The organism is Sabulicella glaciei (assembly GCF_026183895.1).
In the GTDB taxonomy this organism is placed as follows: domain Bacteria; phylum Pseudomonadota; class Alphaproteobacteria; order Acetobacterales; family Acetobacteraceae; genus Roseococcus; species Roseococcus glaciei.
In genome coordinates this window covers 1-18,979 of record NZ_JAPFQI010000009.1, presented here as the reverse complement: position 1 = coordinate 18,979, position 18,979 = coordinate 1, and the positions used below count along the sequence as shown (strand labels likewise).

The window sequence follows — 18,979 nt, the reverse complement described above, 5'->3', positions numbered from 1 at the left end:
ATGGAGCACCTCGTCTCCACCGAATGGCTGGCCGCGAACCTCTCTGAGGTGCGGGTCTTCGACACGACGAAGTACCTGCCCAACGAGCCGCACGATGGGCGCACGAAGTTCCGCGAGGCCCACATCCCGGGCGCCGCCTTCTTCGACATCGACGAGGTGGCGGATCCCGACGCCACCCTGCCGCACATGGCCCCCACCCCAGCGCGGTTCGAGCGGCTCCTGGGCTGGATGGGCGTAGGCAATGACACGCCCGTCGTGTTCTACGACCAGAAGGGGCTGCAATCCTCGGCGCGCGGCTGGTGGCTCATGCGGCTGATGGGCCACACGAAGGCCGCCGTGCTGGATGGCGGCCTGCCCAAGTGGCTCGCCGAGGGACGCCCCGTGGAGTCCGGGGAGGCGGCGGAGCGCCCGCAGTCCAGCTACACGGCCGATCTCTCCACGGCGCGGTTGCGCGGCATCGGTGACGTGAAGGCGGCGCTGCGCGACGGCTCGGCGCTGGTGCTGGATGCGCGCGCAAAGGGCCGCTTCGACGGCACGGCGCCGGAACCGCGCCCCGGCCTGCCCTCCGGCCACATGCCCGGTGCGGCCAACCTGCCCTTCAACGAGCTCTTCGCCGCCGACGGCACCATGCTGCCGCCCGAGGCGCTGCGCGCCCGCTTCGCCCAGGCGGGCGCGGACGGGTCACGCCCGCTCATCACCTCCTGCGGGACGGGGGTGACCGCCTGCATCCTTTCCCTGGGCGCACTGCGCGCCGGACTGCCCGAACCGGCCGTCTATGACGGCTCCTGGACCGAATGGGCCTCGCGCCCCGAAACCGAGAAGGTCGCTTCCTGATGCCTGAGGCTCCCCATGGCAAGCACGGCTTCGCCACCCGCATGAGCCATGCGGGGCGCGCCGGCGTTCGCATCCACGGCTTCGTGAACCCGCCCGTGCATCGCGGCTCCACCGTCCTCTTCCCCGATTGCGAGTCCCGAGTTGCTGGTGCGAAGAAGCGCTACGACCAGTTCATGACCTACGGCACCCAGGGCGGGCCGACGCACTACGCGCTGGAGGACGTGATTGCGGAGATTGAGGGCGGCACGCGCTGCACCATCCTCGGGACCGGCCTCGCCGCCGTCGCGGTGCCGCTGCTGGCCTTCCTGAAGGCCGGCGACCATTGCCTGATGCCGGACAGCGTCTATGGCCCGGCGCGAAACCTTGCCACCACGCTGATGCAGGGCTGGGGGATCGAGACCACCTTCTACGACCCCTGCGTGGACGAGGCGGGGATGGCGGCGCTGATCCGCCCGAACACCAAGGTCGTCTACACGGAGAGCCCGGGGTCCCACACCTTCGAGGTGCAGGACGTCCCCGCCATCAGCCGCGCCGCCCATGCGCGGGGCTGCAAGGTGCTGATGGACAACACCTGGGGCATCCATCATTTCCAGCCCTTCCGGCACGGGGTGGACGTCTCCATCCAGGCGCTCACCAAGTATGTCGGCGGGCATTCCGACATCCTGCTCGGCTCCGCGACGGTGAATTCGGAGGAGGATCACCTCGCCGTGCGCTCCGCCGCCTCCATCCTCGGCCAGTACGCCTCCCCGGATGATTGCTGGCTGGCGCTGCGTGGCGTCCGCACCATGGCGATGCGGCTGAAGGCCCAGGCGGAGGCCGGGCTGGAAGTGGCGCGCTGGCTGGAGGCCCGGCCCGAGGTCAAGCAGGTGCTGCACCCGGCCCTTCCCTCCCACCCGCAGCACGCGCTGTGGAAGCGGGACTTTTCCGGCACATGCTCCCTGTTCGGCGTGGTGCTGCAGCCGCGCTACAGCCAGGAGGACATGTTCCGCCTCGTGGACTCGCTGCGGCTCTTCGGGATCGGGGCGTCGTGGGGCGGGTTCGAGAGCTTGGCCATCCCGACCACGGGCTTCCTGACCCGCACGGCAGAAACCGGTGACTTCGGTGGACCGACCTTCCGCATTCATGTGGGGCTGGAGGAAGTGCCCGACCTGCTCGCCGATCTGGAGCAAGGCCTCGGGACGCTGCCGCGCTGATGATCCGGCCCGTGCTCGGCGGCCTCTCGCTGCTGGGCACCGGCCCTTAGATCTTTCCTTCGACGCGACCACGCCGGCTTGTTTGCGATCCAGCTGCACCGATCGGGCGGCGGGGGCGTCGGTCTCCCTTCGCCCGGGCAGCTTTGCTGGCTTTCTTCCACTGACTTTTGCCCTTCCAGCCTGTAAGCAGGCTGGCCACCCTCCTTAATTGTTAATGTCATGATTGTCTCAATCGCAAGTAATGCGACATCCCATATTTCAATGAACGGTTCGTTAATAAAACAGAATGCACGCATAACGACATGACCATTCCAGGAATTCTACTCATGACCCTGGCCCCATCAGGGTGCGCGCTGTGCGCGCCTTGGCCGGGGGGAGGTGCCGTGGAATGGCAAAATCAAAAATCATCCAAGGAATGGCCTTGGGGCTGGGGGTGCTGCTGGCCCCCATAGCCGCACAGGCAGTGCCTCTGAGCGGCTCCATCGATTTCACGGGTTTGTTCCAGGGCGAGGATGCCGGTGGTAACACCGTTCGTCTCGCGGACGCGGTGGCGGTCGATTTCTGCGCTTCCGTGTCGGGCCCCTGCGTCACCGATGCCGGAGCGGGCGGCGGGACCGGGGCCTTCCTGGTCAACAACGTGGATACCGGATCCAACCTGCCCGTCACGGCCGGCGACATCGGGACGATTCAGGACTTCGTCTTCGCGGGGTTCTCGGGACCGATCACCGACTTCTTCACGGTCGGCGGCTTGTCGTTCGACCTGCAGGACGTCGCGGTGACCCAGTACACGATCCCTGCTGCCTCGCCTCAGGCGCAGCCGACGGACTACCTGCTCATCAACGGCGTGGGGGTGCTGCGCGCGGCCGGGTTCGACGACACACCCGGGACCTTCACCTTCTCCGGTCAAACGGACGGGCTGAACCTCGTCGGCAGCTTCGCCTTCTCGGGCGGGTCTGCCACGATCCCGGTACCGGTTCCGGTCCCGGCGGGGCTTTCGCTGCTGGGTGCAGGCGTGCTGGGCGTCGCCCTCCTGCGACGGCGCCGCGCGGCCTGAGCGTTCTCCAGCGCTTCTCGGCCGGATACAAAAAGGGGGCGGCCGGATCCACCGGCCGCCCCCGCTTCACGTCCGGCGCTTCAGCGCAGGCCGAGGAAACTCAGGATCGCGATGACGATGACGATGGCGCCAACGATGTAAACAATGTTGTTCATGGTCCCACCTTCCTGTGATGACCTTGGAACAACGGCAATGTGCCGGACGGGTTTCTCCCATTCTGGGCAGACGCGCACCACCAGTCCGTCTTGACGGGCCGGCCATGCCGGAGAAAGAGAATCGCATGAAGCGCCGCACCCTTCTCGCCCTCCCCGCTCTTCTGCCGGCCACCGCGTCGGCGCAGAGCTTCGGCAGCCGTCCCATCCGCGTCATCGTGCCCTTTGCGGCCGGCGGGGCGGCCGACAGCGCCACGCGCGCCCTCACGCCCGGTCTGTCACAGCGCCTCGGCGCCACCATCGTGGTGGAGAATCGCACGGGCGCCGGCGGCTCGCTGGGCGGCAACGAGGTGGCGCGCGCCGCACCGGACGGGCACACGCTGCTGATGGATGCCTCTTCGCACCTGGTGAACCCCGCCCTGCTGCGCGGCCTCGCCTTCGAATACGCTACGGCGTTCGCGCCCATCTCGCTGGCCGTCACCTTCCCGCAGGTGCTGGCGGTGAAGAACGACCTCCCGGCCCGCGACCTGCGCGAGTTCATCGCCCTCGCCCGGCGCCAGACGATGAATATCGGCACCCAGGGCAACGCCACGGCTGGGCATCTCGGACTCGTGCAATTCGCCCGCGCTGCCGGGATCGAGCTGACGCATGTCCCCTACAGGGGCGGTGCCGACGCGGCTCGTGACCTCGCAGCCGGGACGCTCGACGGCGCCTTCATCACCATGCTTTCCGCCGGGCCGATCGTGGATAGCGGCCGCGCGCGTTTCCTGGCCGTCTCCGCGCCGCAGCGCGTTTCCCTGCGCCCCGATGTGCACACCTTCGCCGAGGCGGGCACGCCAGGCATCGAACTCAGCGAGTGGTGCGCCCTCTTCGCCCCTGCCGGCACGCCGCCTGCCCTTGTGACGCAGATCCACGGTGCCCTGGCCGCGACATTGGCCGAGGCCGACGTGCAGCGCCGCCTCGCGCAACTGGCCGCTGTGCCGGTCGGCAGCGATCCCGCCACCTTCGCGCGCTTCGTGGCGGAGGGCCGCACCGCCATGGCGACGCTGGTGCGCGAGGCGAATATCCGCATTGACTAGACGCGACCTCCTCCTCCTCGCCGCGGCACCGATTTCCGCGGAACTGCCGGAGGAGTTCGCCGGCCTGCCCGGCCAGCCCGTCCTGGCTCTGGCCGTGCATCCCGCGGTGACGCCGCGGCTGCGCCCGGTGACTGGCGGGCGGCAGCGCGTCATCAGCGACGCGCTGCGCGGCGAGGGCCCCGGCATCGCCTGGGAGGAGGGCTGGCTTTCCGGCCATGCCCACGGCCCTGCTCATGTCTTCCTGGCCTATTCGCCGATCAGCGAGCAGATCGCGGTGATGCTGTGGGAAGGGAACCGCCCTTCCCTCTTCATCCCGCCACGCTACGCCCCCTGGCCCGGCGGGCTGCGCGAGCCGTTGCGCCGCTTCAACCCACAGATTCCGGACCAGATGCGCTTTCTGTGAGGAGCGGCCGCACAAAGAAAAAGGGCGGCCGGGTTTCCCCGCCGCCCCTTTCGGTGGCCCGACCCTCGCGGGTTCAGACCGCCTCCTGCTCCTCGGCCGCCTCGGGCTTCGGGCCGCTATCCTGGCCCTTGGCGGCCGGGTCGCGGTCCATCAGTTCGATCACGGCCATGGAGGCCATGTCGCCGTAGCGGAAGCCGGCCTTCAGCACGCGGGTGTAGCCACCGCTGCGCGCCTGGTAGCGCTCGGCGATGGTGGAGAACAGCTTGTCCACCACCTTCTCGTCACGGATCTGCGCATAGGCCTGGCGCCGCGCATGCAGCCCGCCGCGCTTGCCGAGCGTGATGATGCGCTCGACATAGGGACGCAGCTCCTTCGCCTTGGGCAGGGTCGTCGTGATCTGCTCATGCTTCAACAGGCTCGTCGCCATGTTGCGGAGCATCGAGACCCTGTGGGCCGAGGTGACGCCGAGCTTCCGGCCGGCCATTCCGTGACGCATCTTTCAAACTCCCGGGCGCGCGGCCCGCCTATCCGTGCAGTGGCGGCGGGAAGCCTCCTCCCCGCCGTGGGATGCCGCTCAGAACGGCTCCTCGACCTTCTTCGCGAGATCCTCGATGTTCTCCGGGGGCCAGCCCGACACGGGCATGCCGAGGCTGAGCCCCATGGAGGCGAGGACCTCCTTGATCTCGTTCAGCGACTTGCGGCCGAAGTTCGGCGTGCGGAGCATCTCCTGCTCGCTCTTCTGCACCAGGTCGCCGATGTAGACGATGTTGTCGTTCTTCAGGCAATTCGCCGAACGGACCGACAGCTCGAGCTCGTCCACCTTGCGAAGCAGGTTGCGGTTGAAGGGCAGGTCGTCCTGCACCTCGTCGCGGCGCTGCTCGCGCGGCTCCTCGAAGGTGATGAAGATGCCGAGGTGATGCGTCAGGATGCGGGCGGCCAGCGCCACCGCGTCCTCCGGCGGCACCGTGCCGTTGGTCTCGACCGACATGACGAGCTTGTCGAAGTCGGTCTGCTGGCCCACGCGCGTCGGCTCGACGCGATAGGCGACCTTGCGCACCGGCGAGAAGATGGCGTCGATCGGGATCAGGCCGATCGGGCTGTCTTCCTTGCGGTTCTGCGAGGCGGGCACATAGCCGCGGCCAGTCTCGACCGTCAGCTCCATGTTGAGGTTCGCGCCTTCGTCCAGCGTGCAGATCAGCAGCTCGGGGTTGCTGATCTCGATGTCGCCAGTCACCTGGATGTCGGCGGCACGCACTTCGCCAGGGCCGGTGGCCGTCAGCATCAGGCGCTTGGCGCCCTCGCCCTCGTAGCGGATTGCCAGCTGCTTGAGGTTGAGGATGATGTCCGTCACATCCTCGCGCGCGCCGACCAGGCTGCTGAATTCGTGCAGCACGCCGTCAATGCGGACGCCCGTCACCGCCGCGCCCTGCAGCGAGGACAGCAGCACGCGACGCAGCGCGTTGCCGAGCGTCATGCCGAAGCCACGCTCCAGCGGCTCCACCACAAGCTCAGCCCCGCGGCCGTCGGCGCTGACGGAGTCAACGCGCGGCTTCTCCGGCTTGATCAGGGTTTCCCAGTTCCGTTCGAGCAAGGTGCTTCTCCTGGCCCCGGTCAGACGCGGCGGCGCTTGCGGGGGCGGCAGCCATTGTGCGGGATGGGCGTCACGTCGCGGATCGCGGTCACGTGGAAGCCCACGGACTGCAGCGCGCGCAGCGCCGACTCACGGCCCGAACCCGGGCCCGACACCTCGACCTCGAGCGTCTCCATGCCGTGGTCACGCGCCTTCAACCCCGCATCCTCGGCCGCGACCTGCGCGGCATAGGGGGTGGACTTGCGCGAACCCTTGAACCCCTTCGTGCCCGAGGAGGACCAGGCAATCGCGTTGCCCTGGGCGTCCGTGATGGTCACGATGGTGTTGTTGAAGGTGGCGAGAACATGCGCCACGCCGGAGGAGATGTTCTTCCGCTCCTTCTTCTTTGGGCGGGAACCGGCGGCGGGAGAGCGGGCCATGTTACTTGGTCACCTTCTTCTTGCCGGCCACGGGCACGGCCTTGCCCTTGCGCGTGCGGGCATTGGTGTGGGTGCGCTGGCCACGGACCGGCAGGCCACGGCGATGACGGAGGCCGCGATAGCAGGCCATGTCCATCAGGCGCTTGATGTTCATCGCCGTCTCGCGGCGCAGGTCACCCTCGACGCGGAAGTCGCGGTCGATGATCTCGCGCAGCTTCATGATCTCGTCGTCGGTGAGCTGGTTCACGCGACGCTCGACCGGGATCCCGACCGTGTCGCAGATCTGCTTCGCGTTCACCGGACCGATGCCGTAGATGTAGCGCAGCGAGATTTCGACGCGCTTGTTGGGGGGAATGTTCACGCCAGCGATGCGCGCCACGTCTCAGCTCCTCTGGGGCCTCTCGGCCCACACACGTACGGACCGGAACAGCCGGTCCTATCCTCTATGATCCAAAAGCCGAACGCGGCCGAAGGCAGCCACACCCGGCACGCCCCGCCCGCGAGAGGCGGGGTCTTACGCCGTGAGGTCGTTTCCGTCAAGCCGCGTTCGCGAGGAGACGGTTCAATTCCTCCGTCACTACGGACATGTCGGCCATGCCATCCACCTGCCGAAGCTTTCCCTGCGCCGCATAGTACGGCAGCAGCGGCGCGGTCTGGCGGTGATAGGCCTCGAGCCGCGCCCCCACCGTCTCCGCCTTGTCGTCGGCGCGGCGGCTGAACTCGGTCGAGCCGCACACCTCGCAAACCCCTTCCTGCCGGGGGCGCTTGAATTCGTCGTGATACCCCTCGCCGCACTTGGCGCAGGTGAAGCGGCCGGAGATGCGCCGCACCAGGGCCGCATCGTCCACCTTCAGTTCGATCACGTGGTCGAGACCGAGGCCCTTCTCCTTCAGCATCCCGTCCAGCGCCTCGGCCTGCGGCACGGTGCGTGGAAACCCGTCCAGGATGAACCCCTTGGCGGCGTCGGGCTGCTTCACCCGGGCGGCGAGCATGGCCGTGATCATGGAGTCCGGGACCAGCGCCCCGCTCTCCATGATCGCCTTGGCTTCCTGCCCGATCGCCGAGCCGGACTTCACCTCGGCCCGCAGCATGTCGCCCGTCGAGATCTGCACGATCCCGAAGCGCTCCTCGAGGCGCTTCGCCTGGGTGCCCTTGCCAGCCCCCGGCGGCCCCAGAAGGATGAGGTTCATCGGTCTGCCCCCGTCTTACCGCGGCCGCGGCCCACGCCCGCCGAGGCGGGCCTTCTTGATCAGCCCCTCATACTGATGGGCGAAGAGATGGGACTGGATCTGCGCCACCGTGTCCATCGTCACCGTCACGATGATGAGGAGCGACGTGCCGCCGAAATAGAAGGGCACGCCGTAATTGCTGATCAGCAGCTCGGGAATGATGCAGACGATGCAGAGATAGGCCGCGCCGACCACGGTGAGGCGCGTCAGCACCCGGTCGAGGTAATCCGCCGTCTGCTGGCCCGGCCGGATGCCCGGCACGAAGCCGCCGTACTTCTTCAGATTGTCCGCCGTCTCCGCCGGGTTGAACACCACGGCCGTGTAGAAGAAGGCGAAGAAGGCGATCAGCGCCAGATAAAGCCCCATGTAGAGCGGCTGCCCATGCGCCAGAAGGTTGGCGACCGTGGTCAGCCAGCTATCGGCGCTCTGGTCCGTGGAGAAGCCCGCGACCGTTGCCGGCAGCAGCAGCAGGGACGAGGCGAAGATAGGCGGGATCACGCCCGCCGTGTTCAGCTTCAGCGGCAGGTGCGTCGCCTCGCCGCCGAACATGCGGTTGCCCACCTGTCGCTTCGGGTACTGCACCGGGATGCGCCGCTGCGAGCGCTCCATGAACACCACGAAGGCGATCACGGACAGCGCTGCGAGCAGGAAGAAGATGATGAAGAAGGTCGAGAGCGCGCCGGTGCGGCCCAGTTCCAGCGTGGAGACCAGCGCCGAGGGCAGGTTCGCCACGATGCCCGCGAATATGACCAGCGAGATGCCGTTGCCCACGCCGCGCGCGGTGATCTGCTCGCCCAGCCACATCAGGAACATGGTGCCGCCCACCAGGGTGATGACGGCCGAGACGCGGAAGAACATGCCCGGGTCGGCGACGGCCGCCCCGGTGCTGCCCCGGATCCCCTCCAGCCCCACGGCGATGCCCCAGGCCTGCACGATGGCGATGACGAGGGTGAGGTAGCGCGTGTACTGGTTCAGCTTCTTGCGCCCGGACTCGCCCTCCTTCTTGAGAGCCTCCCAGGATGGGATGGCGGCGGTCATCAGCTGGGTGATGATCGAGGCCGAGATGTAGGGCATGATGTTCAGCGCGAAGACGGTCATGCGCCCAAGCGCGCCGCCCGTGAACATGTCGAACATGCCCAGGATGCCGCCGCCGTGCTGGCGCAGCATCTCGCCCATCACCTGCGCATCGACGCCCGGCACCGGCACGTAGGTCCCGATGCGGTAGACGATCAGCGCCCCCAGGGTGAACCAGATGCGCTTCTTGAGCTCGGTGGCCTTGGCGAGAACGCCGAGGTTCATGCTGCCCGCGAGTTGTTCGGTGGCCGAAGCCATGCGCGTCCCTATCCCGTCTCACGCGAACGGCGCCGGCCAGGGGTCCACCCCGGCCCGCGCCGTCGCCATGTTAGCATGGCGCGCCGTGGCGGCACGCCCCCGGCGTCACTCGGACGCCGCCTCGGTCCCGGCCGCCGCTTCCGGCAGGGTCAGGGTGCCACCCGCCGCCTCGATCGCCGCCTTGGCCGTGGCCGATGCGCCGGAGACGGTGATGCGGACCGCGTTCTTGATCTCGCCGCGGCCCAGCAGCCGGACGCCGGCATACTTCGGCCCGCTGCGGACCACGCCCGCCTCGCGCAGCGCCGCCTCGGTGATCTCGCCCTCGGCGCTGATGCGCCCGGCCTCGATCGCCTCCTGCAGCGCGCCGACGTTCAGCGGCGCGTACTGGACGCGGAAGATGTTCTTGAAGCCGCGCTTCGGCAGACGCCGGTAGATCGGGAGCTGACCGCCCTCGAACCCGTTCAGCGACACGCCGGTGCGCGCCTTCTGGCCCTTCACGCCTCGGCCCGCGGTCTTGCCCTTGCCGGACCCGATGCCGCGCCCGACGCGCTTGAACTTGGGCCGCGCGCCCTCGTTGTCGCGCAGTTCGTTGAGCTTCATCTCAGTCGTCCACCTTCACCAGGTGCTGCACCTTGCGGATCATGCCGCGCACGGAGGGGGTGTCCTCCAGCTCGCGCGTGCGGCCGATCTTGTTCAGGCCAAGGCCCTTCAGCGTGTCCTGCTGGCCGGGCTTGCGCCCGTTCCCGCTGGACACCTGCGTGACCTTCACGGTCTTCTTCGCGTCAGACATTCGCCGCCTCCTGGGCCGGCTCCGCGCCATCCTTGCGGGGGCCGAGCAGGTCCGCGACCTTCTTGCCGCGGCGGTTCGCCACCGCGCGCGGGCTCGCCGCGCGCCCCAGCGCCGCGAAGGTCGCCTTCACCATGTTGTGGGGATTGGTCGATCCGGTGCACTTCGCCACCACGTCGCCCATGCCCAGCGTCTCGAAGACGGCGCGCATCGGACCACCCGCGATGATGCCCGTGCCGGCCGGAGCCGCGCGCAGGATCACGCGGCCGGCGCCGAACTCGCCGATCACGTCGTGGTGCAGGGTGCGTCCCTCGCGCATCGGCACGCGGATCATGCCCTTCTTGGCACGCTCCGTCGCCTTGCGGATCGCCTCCGGCACCTCACGCGCCTTGCCGGAACCCCAGCCGACGCGGCCCTTCTGGTCGCCCACCACCACCAAGGCGGCGAAGGAGAAGCGACGGCCGCCCTTCACCACCTTGGCGACGCGGTTGATGGTGACGAGCTTGTCCTGCAGCTCGTCGCCCTGATCCCGCTCGGGCTGATTGCGGTTCTGGTCGCGGTCGCGACCGCGGCCGCGCCCCCGGTTCTCGTTGTTGTCGCCGCCGCCGCGCGGTTCACGTGCCATGTCGTTGCCCTCGCGTCAGAAGTTCAGCCCGCCCTCGCGGGCGGCATCGGCCAGCGCCTTGACGCGGCCATGGTACAGGAAGGGCCCACGGTCGAAGACCACGGCGGTCACGCCTGCGGCCACCGCGCGCTCGGCGACCAGCTTCCCCACCGCCTCCGCCGCCGACTTGTCGGCGCCGGTCTTGAGCGAGGAACGCATGTCCTTCTCGAGCGACGAGGCGGAGGCGACGGTGCGGCCTGCCGCGTCGTCGATCACCTGGGCATAGATGTGCCGGCCTGACCGGAACACGGACAGGCGGGGGCGCCCGGCGCCCTTCTGCTTGATCTGGTAGCGCAGCCGCTGGCGGCGGCGCTCCATCATGGCGAGCTTGTCGGCCATTACTTCTTCTTCCCCTCCTTCCGGAGGATCACCTCGTTGTCGTACCTCACGCCCTTGCCCTTGTAGGGCTCGGGACCGCGATAGGAACGGATCTCAGCTGCCACCTGGCCGACCTTCTGCTTGTCCATCCCCTCCACCTTGATGGCGGTGGGACGCTCGGTCGTGATCTTGATCCCGGCCGGGGCCGGGTACCGGATCTCGTGGCTGTAGCCGAGGTTCAACACCAGGTCGTTGCCCTGCATCGCCGCGCGATAGCCGGTGCCGGTGATCTCCATGGACTTCGAGAAGCCCGTGGAAACGCCATGCACCATGCTCTGCACCAGGGAGCGCGTGGTGCCCCACAGCGTGCGGGAGCGCCGGTCCTCGCCGCGCGGGCTGACCGCCACTTCCTTTTCGCGGATCTCGACGTCGACCGCGTCGGTGAGGTCGAGCGAAAGCTCGCCCAGCTTGCCCTTGGCGGTGAGGGTGCGGCCGTTCAGCGCGAGCGAGACGCCCGCCGGAACCGGCACAGGATACTTGCCAACTCGGGACATCGTATTCCCTCCTGGCTCAGAACACGCGGCAGAGCACTTCGCCGCCAACATTGGCAGCGCGTGCTTCTGCATCGCTCATGACGCCGCGCGGCGTGGACAGGATCTGGATGCCGAGGCCGTTGTAGAACTTCGGCAGCTCCTTGATCTTGCTGTACACGCGACGGCCGGGCTTGGAGACGCGGCTGATTTCCTTGATGGCGGGCTCGCCCTCAGAATACTTCAGCTCGATCTCGATCTGGCTGACGCCGGGACGGAGCTCAGCCACGCGCCAGGCGCGGATGTAGCCCTCGCGCTTCAGCACCTCCAGCACGTCCGTCTTGAGACGGCTGGCGGGGGCCAGGCACTTGGTCTGCCGCGCGCCATGGGCGTTGCGGATGCGGGTGAGCAGGTCGCCCAGCGGATCGGACATGGACATGCCGGGGGCTCCTTACCAGCTCGCCTTCACCACGCCGGGGAGCTGGCCCTTGTTGGCCAGGTCCCGCAGCATGTTGCGGCTCAGCTTGAACTTCCGGTAGTTGCCGCGCGGGCGGCCCGTCAGCTCGCAGCGCAGCCGCACGCGGACCCGCGCGCCGTTGCGCGGCATCTCCGCAAGCTTCAGCGTCGCCTCGAAGCGATCCTCGATCGGCGCCTCGCGGTCCATCACCACAGCCTTCAGCGCGGCGCGCTTCGCAGCGTGCTGCGCGGCGAGCTTCTTGCGGAACTCGTTCTTCTCGACGGAAGAGGTCTTGGCCATTACGTCAGGGTCTCCTGGAACCTGCGGGCCTCGGGCCCACGGTTTTCCGATGAATCAATTGACGAAGGGAAGGTCGAAGCCCTTGAGGAGGGCCTTGGCTTCCTTGTCCGTCTTCGCGGTCGTGACGAACACGATGTCCATGCCCCGAACCTGATCAACCTTGTCGTAGTTGATCTCGGGGAAGACGATCTGCTCCTTCAGGCCGAGGGAGTAGTTCCCGCGCCCGTCGAAGCCGCGATTGCCCGGGATGCCGCGGAAGTCGCGGACGCGCGGCAGCGCGATCGTGACCAGGCGGTCCAGGAACTCGTACATGCGCGCCTTGCGAAGCGTGACCTTGCAGCCGATCGCCTGGCCCTCACGGATCTTGAAGCCCGCGATGGCCTTCTTGGCGCGCGTCCGCACCGGCTTCTGGCCGGAGATGAGCGTCATGTCGGCCACGGCCGCGTCCAGCTTCTTCTGGTCGCCCGCCGCCTCGCCGACGCCCATGTTCAGGACGATCTTCTCGAGCTTCGGCACTTGCATCGGGTTGTCGTAGCCGAACTCCTGCTGGAGCGCGGCCTTCACGACCTCCTGATAGTGCCTCTGCAGCCGCGCCATCTCGGACGGCGTCGCCGCCGCCGGGCCGGAAGCGGCCGGGATCGCATCGACGCGACGCCCGCTGCTCTCGGCGGGCGCGTCGCCCTTCTTCGCCGCGGGGGCGTTGCCCTTCTTCGTGCCGCTCATCGGTCGAGCACCTCACCAGAAGCCTTGGCCACGCGCACCTTCTTCCCGTCCTCGAGGACGCGGAAGCCCACGCGGGTCGGCTTGTCCGTCTTGGGGTCGATCAGCGCGAGGTTCGACAGGTTGATGCCCGCCTCCTTGGAGACGATACCGCCCGTCTCGCCCACGCGCGTCTGCTTCGTGTGCTTCTTCACCAGGTTCACGCCCTGGACGAAGGCACGGTTCTCGGTCGGGAGCACGCGCAGCACCTCGCCGCGCTTGCCTTTGTCGCGCCCGGTCAGCACCTGCACGCGGTCGCCCTTCTTGATCTTGGCGGCCATGGGTTACAGCACCTCCGGCGCCAGCGAGATGATCTTCATGAACTTGCGGGCGCGTAGTTCGCGCACCACCGGCCCGAAGATGCGGGTCCCGATCGGCTCGCCCTGCTTGTTGATCAGCACGGCAGCGTTGCGATCGAAGCGGATCGCTGAGCCATCGGCCCGGCGCACCGGGTAGGCGGTCCGCACGATCACCGCGCGCTCCACCGATCCCTTCTTCACCTTGCCGCGGGGGATCGCTTCCTTCACGGAAACCACGATCACGTCGCCGACGCTGGCCGTCTTCCGCTTGGAGCCGCCCAGCACCTTGATGCACTGGACGCGGCGCGCGCCGGAGTTGTCGGCCACGTCCAGGTTCGCCTCGACGCCGATCATGCCTGCGCTCCTTCAGCGGCCAGGGGCTGCCCGTTGCGCTCGACCACCATCCAGGCCTTGCGCTTGGACAGGGGCGGGCACTCCTCGATGCTCACGAGGTCGCCTTCCTTGCACAGGTTGGCCTCGTCGTGGGCGGCGTACTTCTTCGAGCGCCGGATGAACTTCTTGTAGAGCGGGTGCATCACGCGACGCTCGACCAAGACGGTGACCGTCTTGTCCATCTTGTCGCTGACAACCCGGCCCGTGAGGACTCGCTTCGGCATCGGCCGGGGTCTCCTCAAGCCTTGCTGGTGTGGGCGGCCGCGCGCTCGCGCTCGGCCAGGATGGTCTTCACCCGGGCGATGTCGCGGCGCAGGGCCTTGATACGTCCGGTCGCCTCCAGCTGGCCCGTGGCCCGCTGGAAACGGAGATTGAACTGCTCCTTGCGAAGGTCGATGAGCAGTCCGCTGAGTTCGTCAGCGGACTTCGCGCGGATATCGGCGATCTTGGTCATCGGATCAAGCCTCCGCCGCGCCGAGGCGCGTCACGATCTTCGTCCGGATCGGCAGCTTCGCCGCGCCTAGGCCCAGGGCCTCGCGCGCCGTGTCCACCGGGACCCCGTCGATCTCGAACATGATGCGGCCGGGCTTCACCCGGGCCACCCAGTACTCCGGCGCGCCCTTGCCCGAGCCCATGCGGACTTCGGCCGGCTTCGTCGAAACGGGAACGTCCGGGAAGATGCGGATCCAGACGCGGCCCTGGCGCTTCATGGCACGGGTGATCGCGCGGCGAGCCGCCTCGATCTGCCGCGCCGTGACGCGCTCAGGCTCCAGCGCCTTCAGGCCGAAGCCGCCAAAGGTCAGCGAGAAGCCGCCCTTGGCCACGCCCTTGATCCGGCCCTTGTGGGCCTTGCGGTACTTGGTTCGCTTAGGCTGCAACATTGTCTGTCACCTTACCGCTGCGGCGCCTGGTCATGGGCGCGGCGGTCCTGGGCCATCGGGTCATGGGCCATGATCTCGCCCTTGAAGATCCAGACCTTGACGCCACAGGTGCCATAGGTCGTCTTCGCGGTCGCGATGCCGTAGTCGATATCCGCGCGCAGCGTGTGCAGCGGCACCCGGCCCTCGCGGTACCACTCGAGCCGCGCGATCTCCGCGCCGCCCAGGCGGCCGCCGCAGTTGATGCGGATGCCGAGGGCGCCGAGGCGCATGGCGGACTGGACGGCGCGCTTCATCGCACGGCGGAAGGCCACGCGGCGCTCGAGCTGCTGCGCGATGCTCTCGGCCACCAGCGTGGCGTCCAGCTCCGGCTTGCGGATCTCGAGGATGTTCAGCGACACGTCCGCGCCGGCCTTGGCCGACAGGTCCTTGCGCAGGGAGTCGATGCCCTCGCCCTTCTTGCCGATCACGACGCCCGGGCGGGCGGCGTGGATCGTCACGCGGGGCTTCTTGGCCGGGCGCTCGATCACGACCTTGGCCACGCCGGCGGACTTCAGCCGCTCCTTCAGCGTGTCGCGCAGCTTCACGTCGTCGTGCAGCAGGCGCGCATAGTCGCGGTCGGCGTACCAGCGGCTGTCCCAGGTGCGGTTGATGCCGAGACGAAGCCCGATCGGATTGACTTTGTGACCCATGTTACGCGGCCTCCGCCTTCGGTGCTTCCTGCTCGGCCACCACGATCTTCAGGTGACTGAACCACTTCTCGACGCGCGACGACTTGCCGCGGCCGCGGGCGTGGAAGCGCTTCATCACGATGGCGCGGCCCACCTCGGCGCGGGACACGACGAGGCGGTCGACGTCCAGCTGGTGGTTGTTCTCCGCGTTGGCGATGGCGCTTTCCAGCGTCTTCTTCACGGTCTGCGCGATGCGGCGCTTGCTGAAGGTCAAGGTCGCGATCGCGTCCTGGGCCTTCGCGCCGCGGATCAGCCCGGCCACGAGGTTCAGCTTGCGCGGGCTCACGCGGATGTTGTGCGCGATGGCCTGCGCTTCGGAATCCGCGAGGCCGCGGGGGTGCTTCGGCTTGCTCATCGCATCAGCCTCGCTTCGCCTTCTTGTCCGCCGAGTGCCCACCGAAGGTGCGCGTCGGCGAGAACTCGCCCAGTTTGTGGCCGACCATGTTCTCGGTCACCTGCACGGGCAGGAACTTCCGCCCGTTGTAGACACCGAAGGTCAGGCCGACGAACTGCGGCATGATGGTGGAACGGCGCGACCAGGTCCTGATGACCTCGTTGCGGGTCGAGGCGCGGGCCGCCTCGGCCTTGTTCAGGAGGTAGCCGTCCACGAACGGCCCTTTCCAAACGCTGCGCGGCATCGCCCTCAGCCCTTCGTCGCGTTGCGGCGGCGCACGATCTGGCGATCCGTCCGCTTGTTGTTGCGGGTCTTGGCGCCCTTGGTCGGCTTGCCCCAGGGGGTCACCGGGTGGCGGCCACCGGAGGTCCGGCCCTCGCCACCGCCATGGGGGTGGTCGACCGGGTTCATGGTCACGCCACGGTTATGCGGCTTGCGGCCCAGCCAGCGCGAGCGCCCGGCCTTGCCCAGCTGCTGATTGCTGTTGTCCGGGTTGGACACGGCGCCGATGGAGGCAATGCACTCCGCCCGCACCGTCCGCAGCTCGCCGGACATCAGCTTGATCTGCGCTAGGCCGGCATCCTTGCCAACCAGCTGCGCGAAGGTGCCCGCCGAGCGCGCGACCTTGCCGCCCGCACCGGGCTTCAGCTCGATGTTGTGGATGACCGTGCCGACCGGGATCGCACCCAGCGGCATGGCGTTGCCCGGCTTGATGTCCGCGCGATCGCCGGCAACGACCGGGTCGCCGGCCTTCAGACGCTGCGGGGCCAGGATATAGGCCAGTTCGCCGTCCGCGTACTTCACCAGCGCGATGAAGGCCGTGCGGTTCGGGTCGTATTCCAGGCGCTCCACCGTGCCGGGCACGTTCCACTTGGCGCGGCGCTTGAAGTCCACGAGGCGATAGGCCTGCTTGTGCCCGCCGCCCCGGAACCGCACCGTGATGCGGCCATGGTTGTTGCGCCCGCCGGAGGAGGACTTGCCCTCCGTCAGCCCCTTGACCGGGTTGCCCTTCCAAAGGCCCGAGCGGTCGATCAGCACCGTGCCGCGCAGGCTTGGCGTGACCGGGTTGTAGTTCTTCAGCGCCATGGCTTACGCGAGCCCCGTCGTGAGGTCGATGCTCTGGCCCTCGGCCAGGCGCACCATCGCCTTCTTGTAATCCGAGCGCTGGCCAGGACGGCCCTTGAAGCGCTTGGTCTTGCCCTTCATCACCAGCGTGTTCACCGCGGTGACGGAGACGCCGAACAGCCCCTCGATCGCCTGCTTGATCTCAGGCTTCGTGGCGTCGAGCGTGACGCGGAAGGCGTACTGCCCCGTCTCGCTCATCGCCGTCGCCTTCTCGGTCACGATGGGCGACAGCACCACCTGGTACATGCGCTCCTTGCCGATGGGCGCGGGCGCCTTCGGCTTGCTCACCGTCGCGCTCATGCCAGGCGCTCCTTCAGGGCCTCCACGCCGGCGCGCGTCAGGACGAGCACGTCGTGGTTCAGGATGTCATAGACGTTCGCGCCTGCCGTCGGCAGCGCGTCCATCCCCGGGATGTTGCGGAAGACGCGAATGAAGTTCGCGTCCACCGCGGCGTCGATGACCAGCGCCTTCTTCCAGCCCAGCGCCTTGACGCGCTTCGCCATGGCGGAGGTCTTGGCCCCCTCCTCGACGGAAGCGGCGTCCAGCACCACGAGCTGCCCGTCCCGCGCCTTCTGCGACAGGGCGGAGATCAGGCCGAGGCGGCGGACCTTTTTCGGCAGCGAGTAACCATGGTCGCGGACGACCGGGCCATGCACGACGCCGCCGGTGCGGAACTGCGGCGCGCGCAGCGAGCCCTGGCGGGCCGAGCCCGTGCCCTTCTGGCGGTACGGCTTCTTGGTCGTGCCCGAAACCTCGCCCATGCCCTTGGCCTTGTGGGTCCCGGCACGGCGCTTCGCGAGCTGCCAATGGACGACGCGCGCCATGATGTCCGGGCGGGGGGCCGCGCCGAAGATGTCCTCCGGCAGTTCGGCCTCGCCGGCGGCGGCGTTGTCGAGGGTGACGATTTTCACCTGCATGATCGTGTCCTCAGGCCGTCGCCGCGGGGAAAGGCGCCTCGGCCGGGCGAGCGCGCTTCACGGCGTCGCGCACCAGCACGAAGGAACCCGTCGCACCCGGAATTGCGCCCTTGACGAGCAGCAGGCCGCGTTCGGCGTCGTGGCCGGCGATCACCAGGTTCTGCGTGGTCACGCGCTCCTGGCCCAGATGGCCGGCCATCTTCTTGTTCTTGAAGGTCTTGCCCGGATCCTGGCGGTTGCCGGTGGAGCCGTGCGAGCGATGGCTGATCGACACGCCGTGCGTCGCCTCGAGGCCAGAGAAGTTCCAGCGCTTCATGGCGCCCTGGAACCCCTTGCCCTTCGTGGTGCCGGTCACGTCGACGCACTGCCCCTTCACGAAGTGCTCGACCGAAAGCGCCGTGCCCGGCTCGACCGCCGCGTCGGTGGAGACGCGGAACTCGGCGAGCTTCGCCGGCGCTTCCACGCCCGCCTTGGCGAAGTGGCCGCGATTGGCCTTGGACACGTTCTTCGCCTTCGCCTTGCCGAAGCCGAGCTGCAGGGCGACATAGCCGTCCTTCTCCTCGGTGCGGGCAGCGACGACGCGGACGGAGTCCACGTGAAGCAGGGTGACGGGGGTGGAAGACCCGTCCTCGTTGAACAGGCGGGACATGCCGAGCTTGCGCGCGATCAGCCCCGTCCGGATCTGGCTGGCCATCGTCCGGTCCTCAGATCTTGATCTCGACGTCCACGCCGGAGGCGAGGTCGAGCTTCATCAGCGCGTCCACGGTCTGCGGCGTGGGGTCCACGATATCCAGGAGCCGGCGATGCGTCCGGATCTCGAACTGCTCGCGGCTCTTCTTGTCCACATGCGGCGAGCGGTTCACGGTGAAACGCTCGATCTCGGTTGGCAGCGGGATCGGGCCCCGCACGCGCGCGCCGGTCCGCTTCGCGGTCTGCACGATCTCCCGCGTGCTGCCATCGAGCACGCGGTGATCGAACGCCTTGAGGCGAATGCGGATATTCTGGCTGTCCATGGTTCCGCGCCTCAGTTCGCGATGGAGGCGACGACGCCGGCGCCGACGGTGCGGCCGCCCTCGCGGATGGCGAAGCGCAGCCCCTCGTCCATGGCGATGGGCGCGATCAGCTCGACGTCCATCGACAC

33 protein-coding genes are annotated in these 18,979 nt (G+C 68.3%); 5 read left to right on the top strand and 28 right to left on the bottom strand.

Going from position 1 to position 18,979, the window contains the following annotated elements; genetic code table 11:
- The 5 genes from OF850_RS12515 (at window position 1) to OF850_RS12495 (ending at window position 4,715) form a co-directional block, all read left to right on the top strand.
- Window positions 1–834 carry a sulfurtransferase gene (locus OF850_RS12515; RefSeq protein WP_301590497.1) on the top strand — a complete coding sequence of 278 codons (834 nt, stop codon included), beginning with the start codon at window positions 1–3 and terminating at the stop codon, window positions 832–834.
- Complete coding sequence (metC, locus tag OF850_RS12510; protein WP_301590495.1) at window positions 834–2,027, top strand: cystathionine beta-lyase; 1,194 nt, start codon at window positions 834–836, stop codon at window positions 2,025–2,027. The genes OF850_RS12515 and metC overlap by 1 nt, the downstream gene beginning before the upstream one ends.
- A gap of 421 nt (window positions 2,028–2,448) precedes the next feature.
- On the top strand, window positions 2,449–3,081 hold the full coding sequence (locus OF850_RS12505; protein ID WP_301590494.1) for a hypothetical protein: 633 nt from the start codon (window positions 2,449–2,451) through the stop codon (window positions 3,079–3,081).
- Window positions 3,082–3,361: 280 nt separating this feature from the next.
- Complete coding sequence (locus tag OF850_RS12500; protein WP_301590492.1) at window positions 3,362–4,312, top strand: Bug family tripartite tricarboxylate transporter substrate binding protein; 951 nt, start codon at window positions 3,362–3,364, stop codon at window positions 4,310–4,312.
- A complete protein-coding gene (locus OF850_RS12495) occupies window positions 4,305–4,715 on the top strand; it encodes a hypothetical protein (RefSeq protein WP_301590490.1) in 411 nt (136 codons plus the stop codon). The genes OF850_RS12500 and OF850_RS12495 overlap by 8 nt, the downstream gene beginning before the upstream one ends.
- A gap of 73 nt (window positions 4,716–4,788) precedes the next feature.
- Here the strand turns inward: OF850_RS12495 and rplQ are convergent, their stop codons facing one another.
- The 28 genes from rplQ to OF850_RS12355 form a co-directional block, all read right to left on the bottom strand.
- A complete protein-coding gene (gene rplQ, locus OF850_RS12490) occupies window positions 4,789–5,211 on the bottom strand; it encodes a 50S ribosomal protein L17 (protein ID WP_301590488.1) in 423 nt (140 codons plus the stop codon).
- A gap of 78 nt (window positions 5,212–5,289) precedes the next feature.
- Window positions 5,290–6,306: a DNA-directed RNA polymerase subunit alpha gene (locus OF850_RS12485; protein ID WP_301590486.1), complete on the bottom strand. Its 1,017-nt coding sequence runs from the start codon at window positions 6,304–6,306 to the stop codon at window positions 5,290–5,292.
- Window positions 6,307–6,326: 20 nt separating this feature from the next.
- Complete coding sequence (gene rpsK, locus OF850_RS12480) at window positions 6,327–6,725, bottom strand: 30S ribosomal protein S11 (protein ID WP_207540253.1); 399 nt, start codon at window positions 6,723–6,725, stop codon at window positions 6,327–6,329.
- A gap of 1 nt (window position 6,726) precedes the next feature.
- Window positions 6,727–7,104 (bottom strand): 30S ribosomal protein S13, encoded by a 378-nt coding sequence (rpsM, locus tag OF850_RS12475; protein WP_301590484.1) that lies wholly within the window; start codon window positions 7,102–7,104, stop codon window positions 6,727–6,729.
- Window positions 7,105–7,261: 157 nt separating this feature from the next.
- Window positions 7,262–7,915 carry an adenylate kinase gene (locus OF850_RS12470; RefSeq protein ID WP_301590483.1) on the bottom strand — a complete coding sequence of 218 codons (654 nt, stop codon included), beginning with the start codon at window positions 7,913–7,915 and terminating at the stop codon, window positions 7,262–7,264.
- Window positions 7,916–7,930: 15 nt separating this feature from the next.
- Window positions 7,931–9,286, bottom strand: coding sequence for a preprotein translocase subunit SecY (secY, locus tag OF850_RS12465; RefSeq protein ID WP_301590481.1), 1,356 nt, complete (start codon window positions 9,284–9,286; stop codon window positions 7,931–7,933).
- A gap of 105 nt (window positions 9,287–9,391) precedes the next feature.
- Window positions 9,392–9,886, bottom strand: coding sequence for a 50S ribosomal protein L15 (gene rplO, locus OF850_RS12460; RefSeq protein WP_301590479.1), 495 nt, complete (start codon window positions 9,884–9,886; stop codon window positions 9,392–9,394).
- A 1-nt stretch (window position 9,887) separates the two neighbouring features.
- Window positions 9,888–10,076 (bottom strand): 50S ribosomal protein L30, encoded by a 189-nt coding sequence (gene rpmD / locus OF850_RS12455; protein ID WP_301590477.1) that lies wholly within the window; start codon window positions 10,074–10,076, stop codon window positions 9,888–9,890.
- Entirely contained in the window at window positions 10,069–10,698 is a 630-nt protein-coding gene (rpsE, locus tag OF850_RS12450) for a 30S ribosomal protein S5 (protein WP_301590476.1), read from the bottom strand. Before rpsE ends, rpmD begins: the two co-directional genes overlap by 8 nt.
- A 15-nt stretch (window positions 10,699–10,713) precedes the next feature.
- A complete protein-coding gene (gene rplR, locus OF850_RS12445) occupies window positions 10,714–11,076 on the bottom strand; it encodes a 50S ribosomal protein L18 (protein ID WP_301590474.1) in 363 nt (120 codons plus the stop codon).
- A complete protein-coding gene (gene rplF / locus OF850_RS12440) occupies window positions 11,076–11,609 on the bottom strand; it encodes a 50S ribosomal protein L6 (protein WP_301590471.1) in 534 nt (177 codons plus the stop codon). Before rplF ends, rplR begins: the two co-directional genes overlap by 1 nt.
- Window positions 11,610–11,625: 16 nt before the next feature.
- Window positions 11,626–12,024 (bottom strand): 30S ribosomal protein S8, encoded by a 399-nt coding sequence (rpsH, locus tag OF850_RS12435; protein ID WP_301590470.1) that lies wholly within the window; start codon window positions 12,022–12,024, stop codon window positions 11,626–11,628.
- A gap of 12 nt (window positions 12,025–12,036) precedes the next feature.
- Window positions 12,037–12,342, bottom strand: coding sequence for a 30S ribosomal protein S14 (gene rpsN / locus OF850_RS12430; protein ID WP_301590469.1), 306 nt, complete (start codon window positions 12,340–12,342; stop codon window positions 12,037–12,039).
- A 54-nt stretch (window positions 12,343–12,396) separates the two neighbouring features.
- On the bottom strand, window positions 12,397–12,939 hold the full coding sequence (rplE, locus tag OF850_RS12425) for a 50S ribosomal protein L5 (protein ID WP_301590678.1): 543 nt from the start codon (window positions 12,937–12,939) through the stop codon (window positions 12,397–12,399).
- Between the two features lie 122 nt (window positions 12,940–13,061).
- Entirely contained in the window at window positions 13,062–13,382 is a 321-nt protein-coding gene (gene rplX / locus OF850_RS12420; RefSeq protein WP_301590468.1) for a 50S ribosomal protein L24, read from the bottom strand.
- A 3-nt stretch (window positions 13,383–13,385) separates the two neighbouring features.
- Window positions 13,386–13,754 (bottom strand): 50S ribosomal protein L14, encoded by a 369-nt coding sequence (rplN, locus tag OF850_RS12415; protein ID WP_207540241.1) that lies wholly within the window; start codon window positions 13,752–13,754, stop codon window positions 13,386–13,388.
- A complete protein-coding gene (gene rpsQ, locus OF850_RS12410; protein ID WP_207540240.1) occupies window positions 13,751–14,017 on the bottom strand; it encodes a 30S ribosomal protein S17 in 267 nt (88 codons plus the stop codon). Before rpsQ ends, rplN begins: the two co-directional genes overlap by 4 nt.
- A gap of 14 nt (window positions 14,018–14,031) precedes the next feature.
- Window positions 14,032–14,247: a 50S ribosomal protein L29 gene (gene rpmC / locus OF850_RS12405; protein ID WP_301590467.1), complete on the bottom strand. Its 216-nt coding sequence runs from the start codon at window positions 14,245–14,247 to the stop codon at window positions 14,032–14,034.
- Window positions 14,248–14,251: 4 nt separating this feature from the next.
- The gene (gene rplP / locus OF850_RS12400) at window positions 14,252–14,674 is read right to left on the bottom strand and encodes a 50S ribosomal protein L16 (protein WP_207540238.1); all 423 of its coding nucleotides are present in this window, start codon (window positions 14,672–14,674) and stop codon (window positions 14,252–14,254) included.
- An 11-nt stretch (window positions 14,675–14,685) separates the two neighbouring features.
- Entirely contained in the window at window positions 14,686–15,363 is a 678-nt protein-coding gene (gene rpsC, locus OF850_RS12395; RefSeq protein WP_207540237.1) for a 30S ribosomal protein S3, read from the bottom strand.
- A 1-nt stretch (window position 15,364) separates the two neighbouring features.
- Entirely contained in the window at window positions 15,365–15,757 is a 393-nt protein-coding gene (rplV, locus tag OF850_RS12390; RefSeq protein ID WP_301590465.1) for a 50S ribosomal protein L22, read from the bottom strand.
- A gap of 4 nt (window positions 15,758–15,761) precedes the next feature.
- Window positions 15,762–16,040, bottom strand: a complete 279-nt coding sequence (gene rpsS / locus OF850_RS12385) for a 30S ribosomal protein S19 (RefSeq protein ID WP_207540235.1) — start codon at window positions 16,038–16,040, stop codon at window positions 15,762–15,764.
- A 5-nt stretch (window positions 16,041–16,045) separates the two neighbouring features.
- Window positions 16,046–16,882: a 50S ribosomal protein L2 gene (gene rplB, locus OF850_RS12380; protein WP_301590464.1), complete on the bottom strand. Its 837-nt coding sequence runs from the start codon at window positions 16,880–16,882 to the stop codon at window positions 16,046–16,048.
- 3 nt (window positions 16,883–16,885) lie between these two features.
- Complete coding sequence (locus tag OF850_RS12375; RefSeq protein ID WP_301590677.1) at window positions 16,886–17,182, bottom strand: 50S ribosomal protein L23; 297 nt, start codon at window positions 17,180–17,182, stop codon at window positions 16,886–16,888.
- A gap of 35 nt (window positions 17,183–17,217) precedes the next feature.
- Complete coding sequence (rplD, locus tag OF850_RS12370; RefSeq protein WP_301590463.1) at window positions 17,218–17,838, bottom strand: 50S ribosomal protein L4; 621 nt, start codon at window positions 17,836–17,838, stop codon at window positions 17,218–17,220.
- Window positions 17,839–17,848: 10 nt separating this feature from the next.
- Window positions 17,849–18,520 carry a 50S ribosomal protein L3 gene (gene rplC, locus OF850_RS12365; RefSeq protein ID WP_301590676.1) on the bottom strand — a complete coding sequence of 224 codons (672 nt, stop codon included), beginning with the start codon at window positions 18,518–18,520 and terminating at the stop codon, window positions 17,849–17,851.
- Window positions 18,521–18,542: 22 nt separating this feature from the next.
- Window positions 18,543–18,851, bottom strand: coding sequence for a 30S ribosomal protein S10 (gene rpsJ / locus OF850_RS12360; RefSeq protein WP_207540231.1), 309 nt, complete (start codon window positions 18,849–18,851; stop codon window positions 18,543–18,545).
- A gap of 11 nt (window positions 18,852–18,862) precedes the next feature.
- The coding region (locus OF850_RS12355) for an EF-Tu C-terminal domain-related protein (protein WP_301590675.1) at window positions 18,863–18,979 on the bottom strand (117 nt) is incomplete at its 5' end.

Coding starts and splice junctions, on each gene's coding strand:
- OF850_RS12515 (WP_301590497.1), top strand. CDS start 1: ATGGAGCACCTCGTCTCCACCGAATGGCTGGCCGCGAACCTCTCTGAG.
- metC (WP_301590495.1), top strand. CDS start 834: ATGCCTGAGGCTCCCCATGGCAAGCACGGCTTCGCCACCCGCATGAGC.
- OF850_RS12500 (WP_301590492.1), top strand. CDS start 3,362: ATGAAGCGCCGCACCCTTCTCGCCCTCCCCGCTCTTCTGCCGGCCACC.
- rplQ (WP_301590488.1), bottom strand. CDS start 5,211: ATGCGTCACGGAATGGCCGGCCGGAAGCTCGGCGTCACCTCGGCCCAC.
- rpsK (WP_207540253.1), bottom strand. CDS start 6,725: ATGGCCCGCTCTCCCGCCGCCGGTTCCCGCCCAAAGAAGAAGGAGCGG.
- OF850_RS12470 (WP_301590483.1), bottom strand. CDS start 7,915: ATGAACCTCATCCTTCTGGGGCCGCCGGGGGCTGGCAAGGGCACCCAG.
- secY (WP_301590481.1), bottom strand. CDS start 9,286: ATGGCTTCGGCCACCGAACAACTCGCGGGCAGCATGAACCTCGGCGTT.
- rplO (WP_301590479.1), bottom strand. CDS start 9,886: ATGAAGCTCAACGAACTGCGCGACAACGAGGGCGCGCGGCCCAAGTTC.
- rpmD (WP_301590477.1), bottom strand. CDS start 10,076: ATGTCTGACGCGAAGAAGACCGTGAAGGTCACGCAGGTGTCCAGCGGG.
- rpsE (WP_301590476.1), bottom strand. CDS start 10,698: ATGGCACGTGAACCGCGCGGCGGCGGCGACAACAACGAGAACCGGGGG.
- rplR (WP_301590474.1), bottom strand. CDS start 11,076: ATGGCCGACAAGCTCGCCATGATGGAGCGCCGCCGCCAGCGGCTGCGC.
- rplF (WP_301590471.1), bottom strand. CDS start 11,609: ATGTCCCGAGTTGGCAAGTATCCTGTGCCGGTTCCGGCGGGCGTCTCG.
- rpsH (WP_301590470.1), bottom strand. CDS start 12,024: ATGTCCATGTCCGATCCGCTGGGCGACCTGCTCACCCGCATCCGCAAC.
- rpsN (WP_301590469.1), bottom strand. CDS start 12,342: ATGGCCAAGACCTCTTCCGTCGAGAAGAACGAGTTCCGCAAGAAGCTC.
- rplE (WP_301590678.1), bottom strand. CDS start 12,939: ATGGCGCGGCTGCAGAGGCACTATCAGGAGGTCGTGAAGGCCGCGCTC.
- rplX (WP_301590468.1), bottom strand. CDS start 13,382: ATGGCCGCCAAGATCAAGAAGGGCGACCGCGTGCAGGTGCTGACCGGG.
- rplN (WP_207540241.1), bottom strand. CDS start 13,754: ATGATCGGCGTCGAGGCGAACCTGGACGTGGCCGACAACTCCGGCGCG.
- rpsQ (WP_207540240.1), bottom strand. CDS start 14,017: ATGCCGAAGCGAGTCCTCACGGGCCGGGTTGTCAGCGACAAGATGGAC.
- rpmC (WP_301590467.1), bottom strand. CDS start 14,247: ATGACCAAGATCGCCGATATCCGCGCGAAGTCCGCTGACGAACTCAGC.
- rplP (WP_207540238.1), bottom strand. CDS start 14,674: ATGTTGCAGCCTAAGCGAACCAAGTACCGCAAGGCCCACAAGGGCCGG.
- rpsC (WP_207540237.1), bottom strand. CDS start 15,363: ATGGGTCACAAAGTCAATCCGATCGGGCTTCGTCTCGGCATCAACCGC.
- rplV (WP_301590465.1), bottom strand. CDS start 15,757: ATGAGCAAGCCGAAGCACCCCCGCGGCCTCGCGGATTCCGAAGCGCAG.
- rpsS (WP_207540235.1), bottom strand. CDS start 16,040: ATGCCGCGCAGCGTTTGGAAAGGGCCGTTCGTGGACGGCTACCTCCTG.
- rplB (WP_301590464.1), bottom strand. CDS start 16,882: ATGGCGCTGAAGAACTACAACCCGGTCACGCCAAGCCTGCGCGGCACG.
- rplD (WP_301590463.1), bottom strand. CDS start 17,838: ATGCAGGTGAAAATCGTCACCCTCGACAACGCCGCCGCCGGCGAGGCC.
- rpsJ (WP_207540231.1), bottom strand. CDS start 18,851: ATGGACAGCCAGAATATCCGCATTCGCCTCAAGGCGTTCGATCACCGC.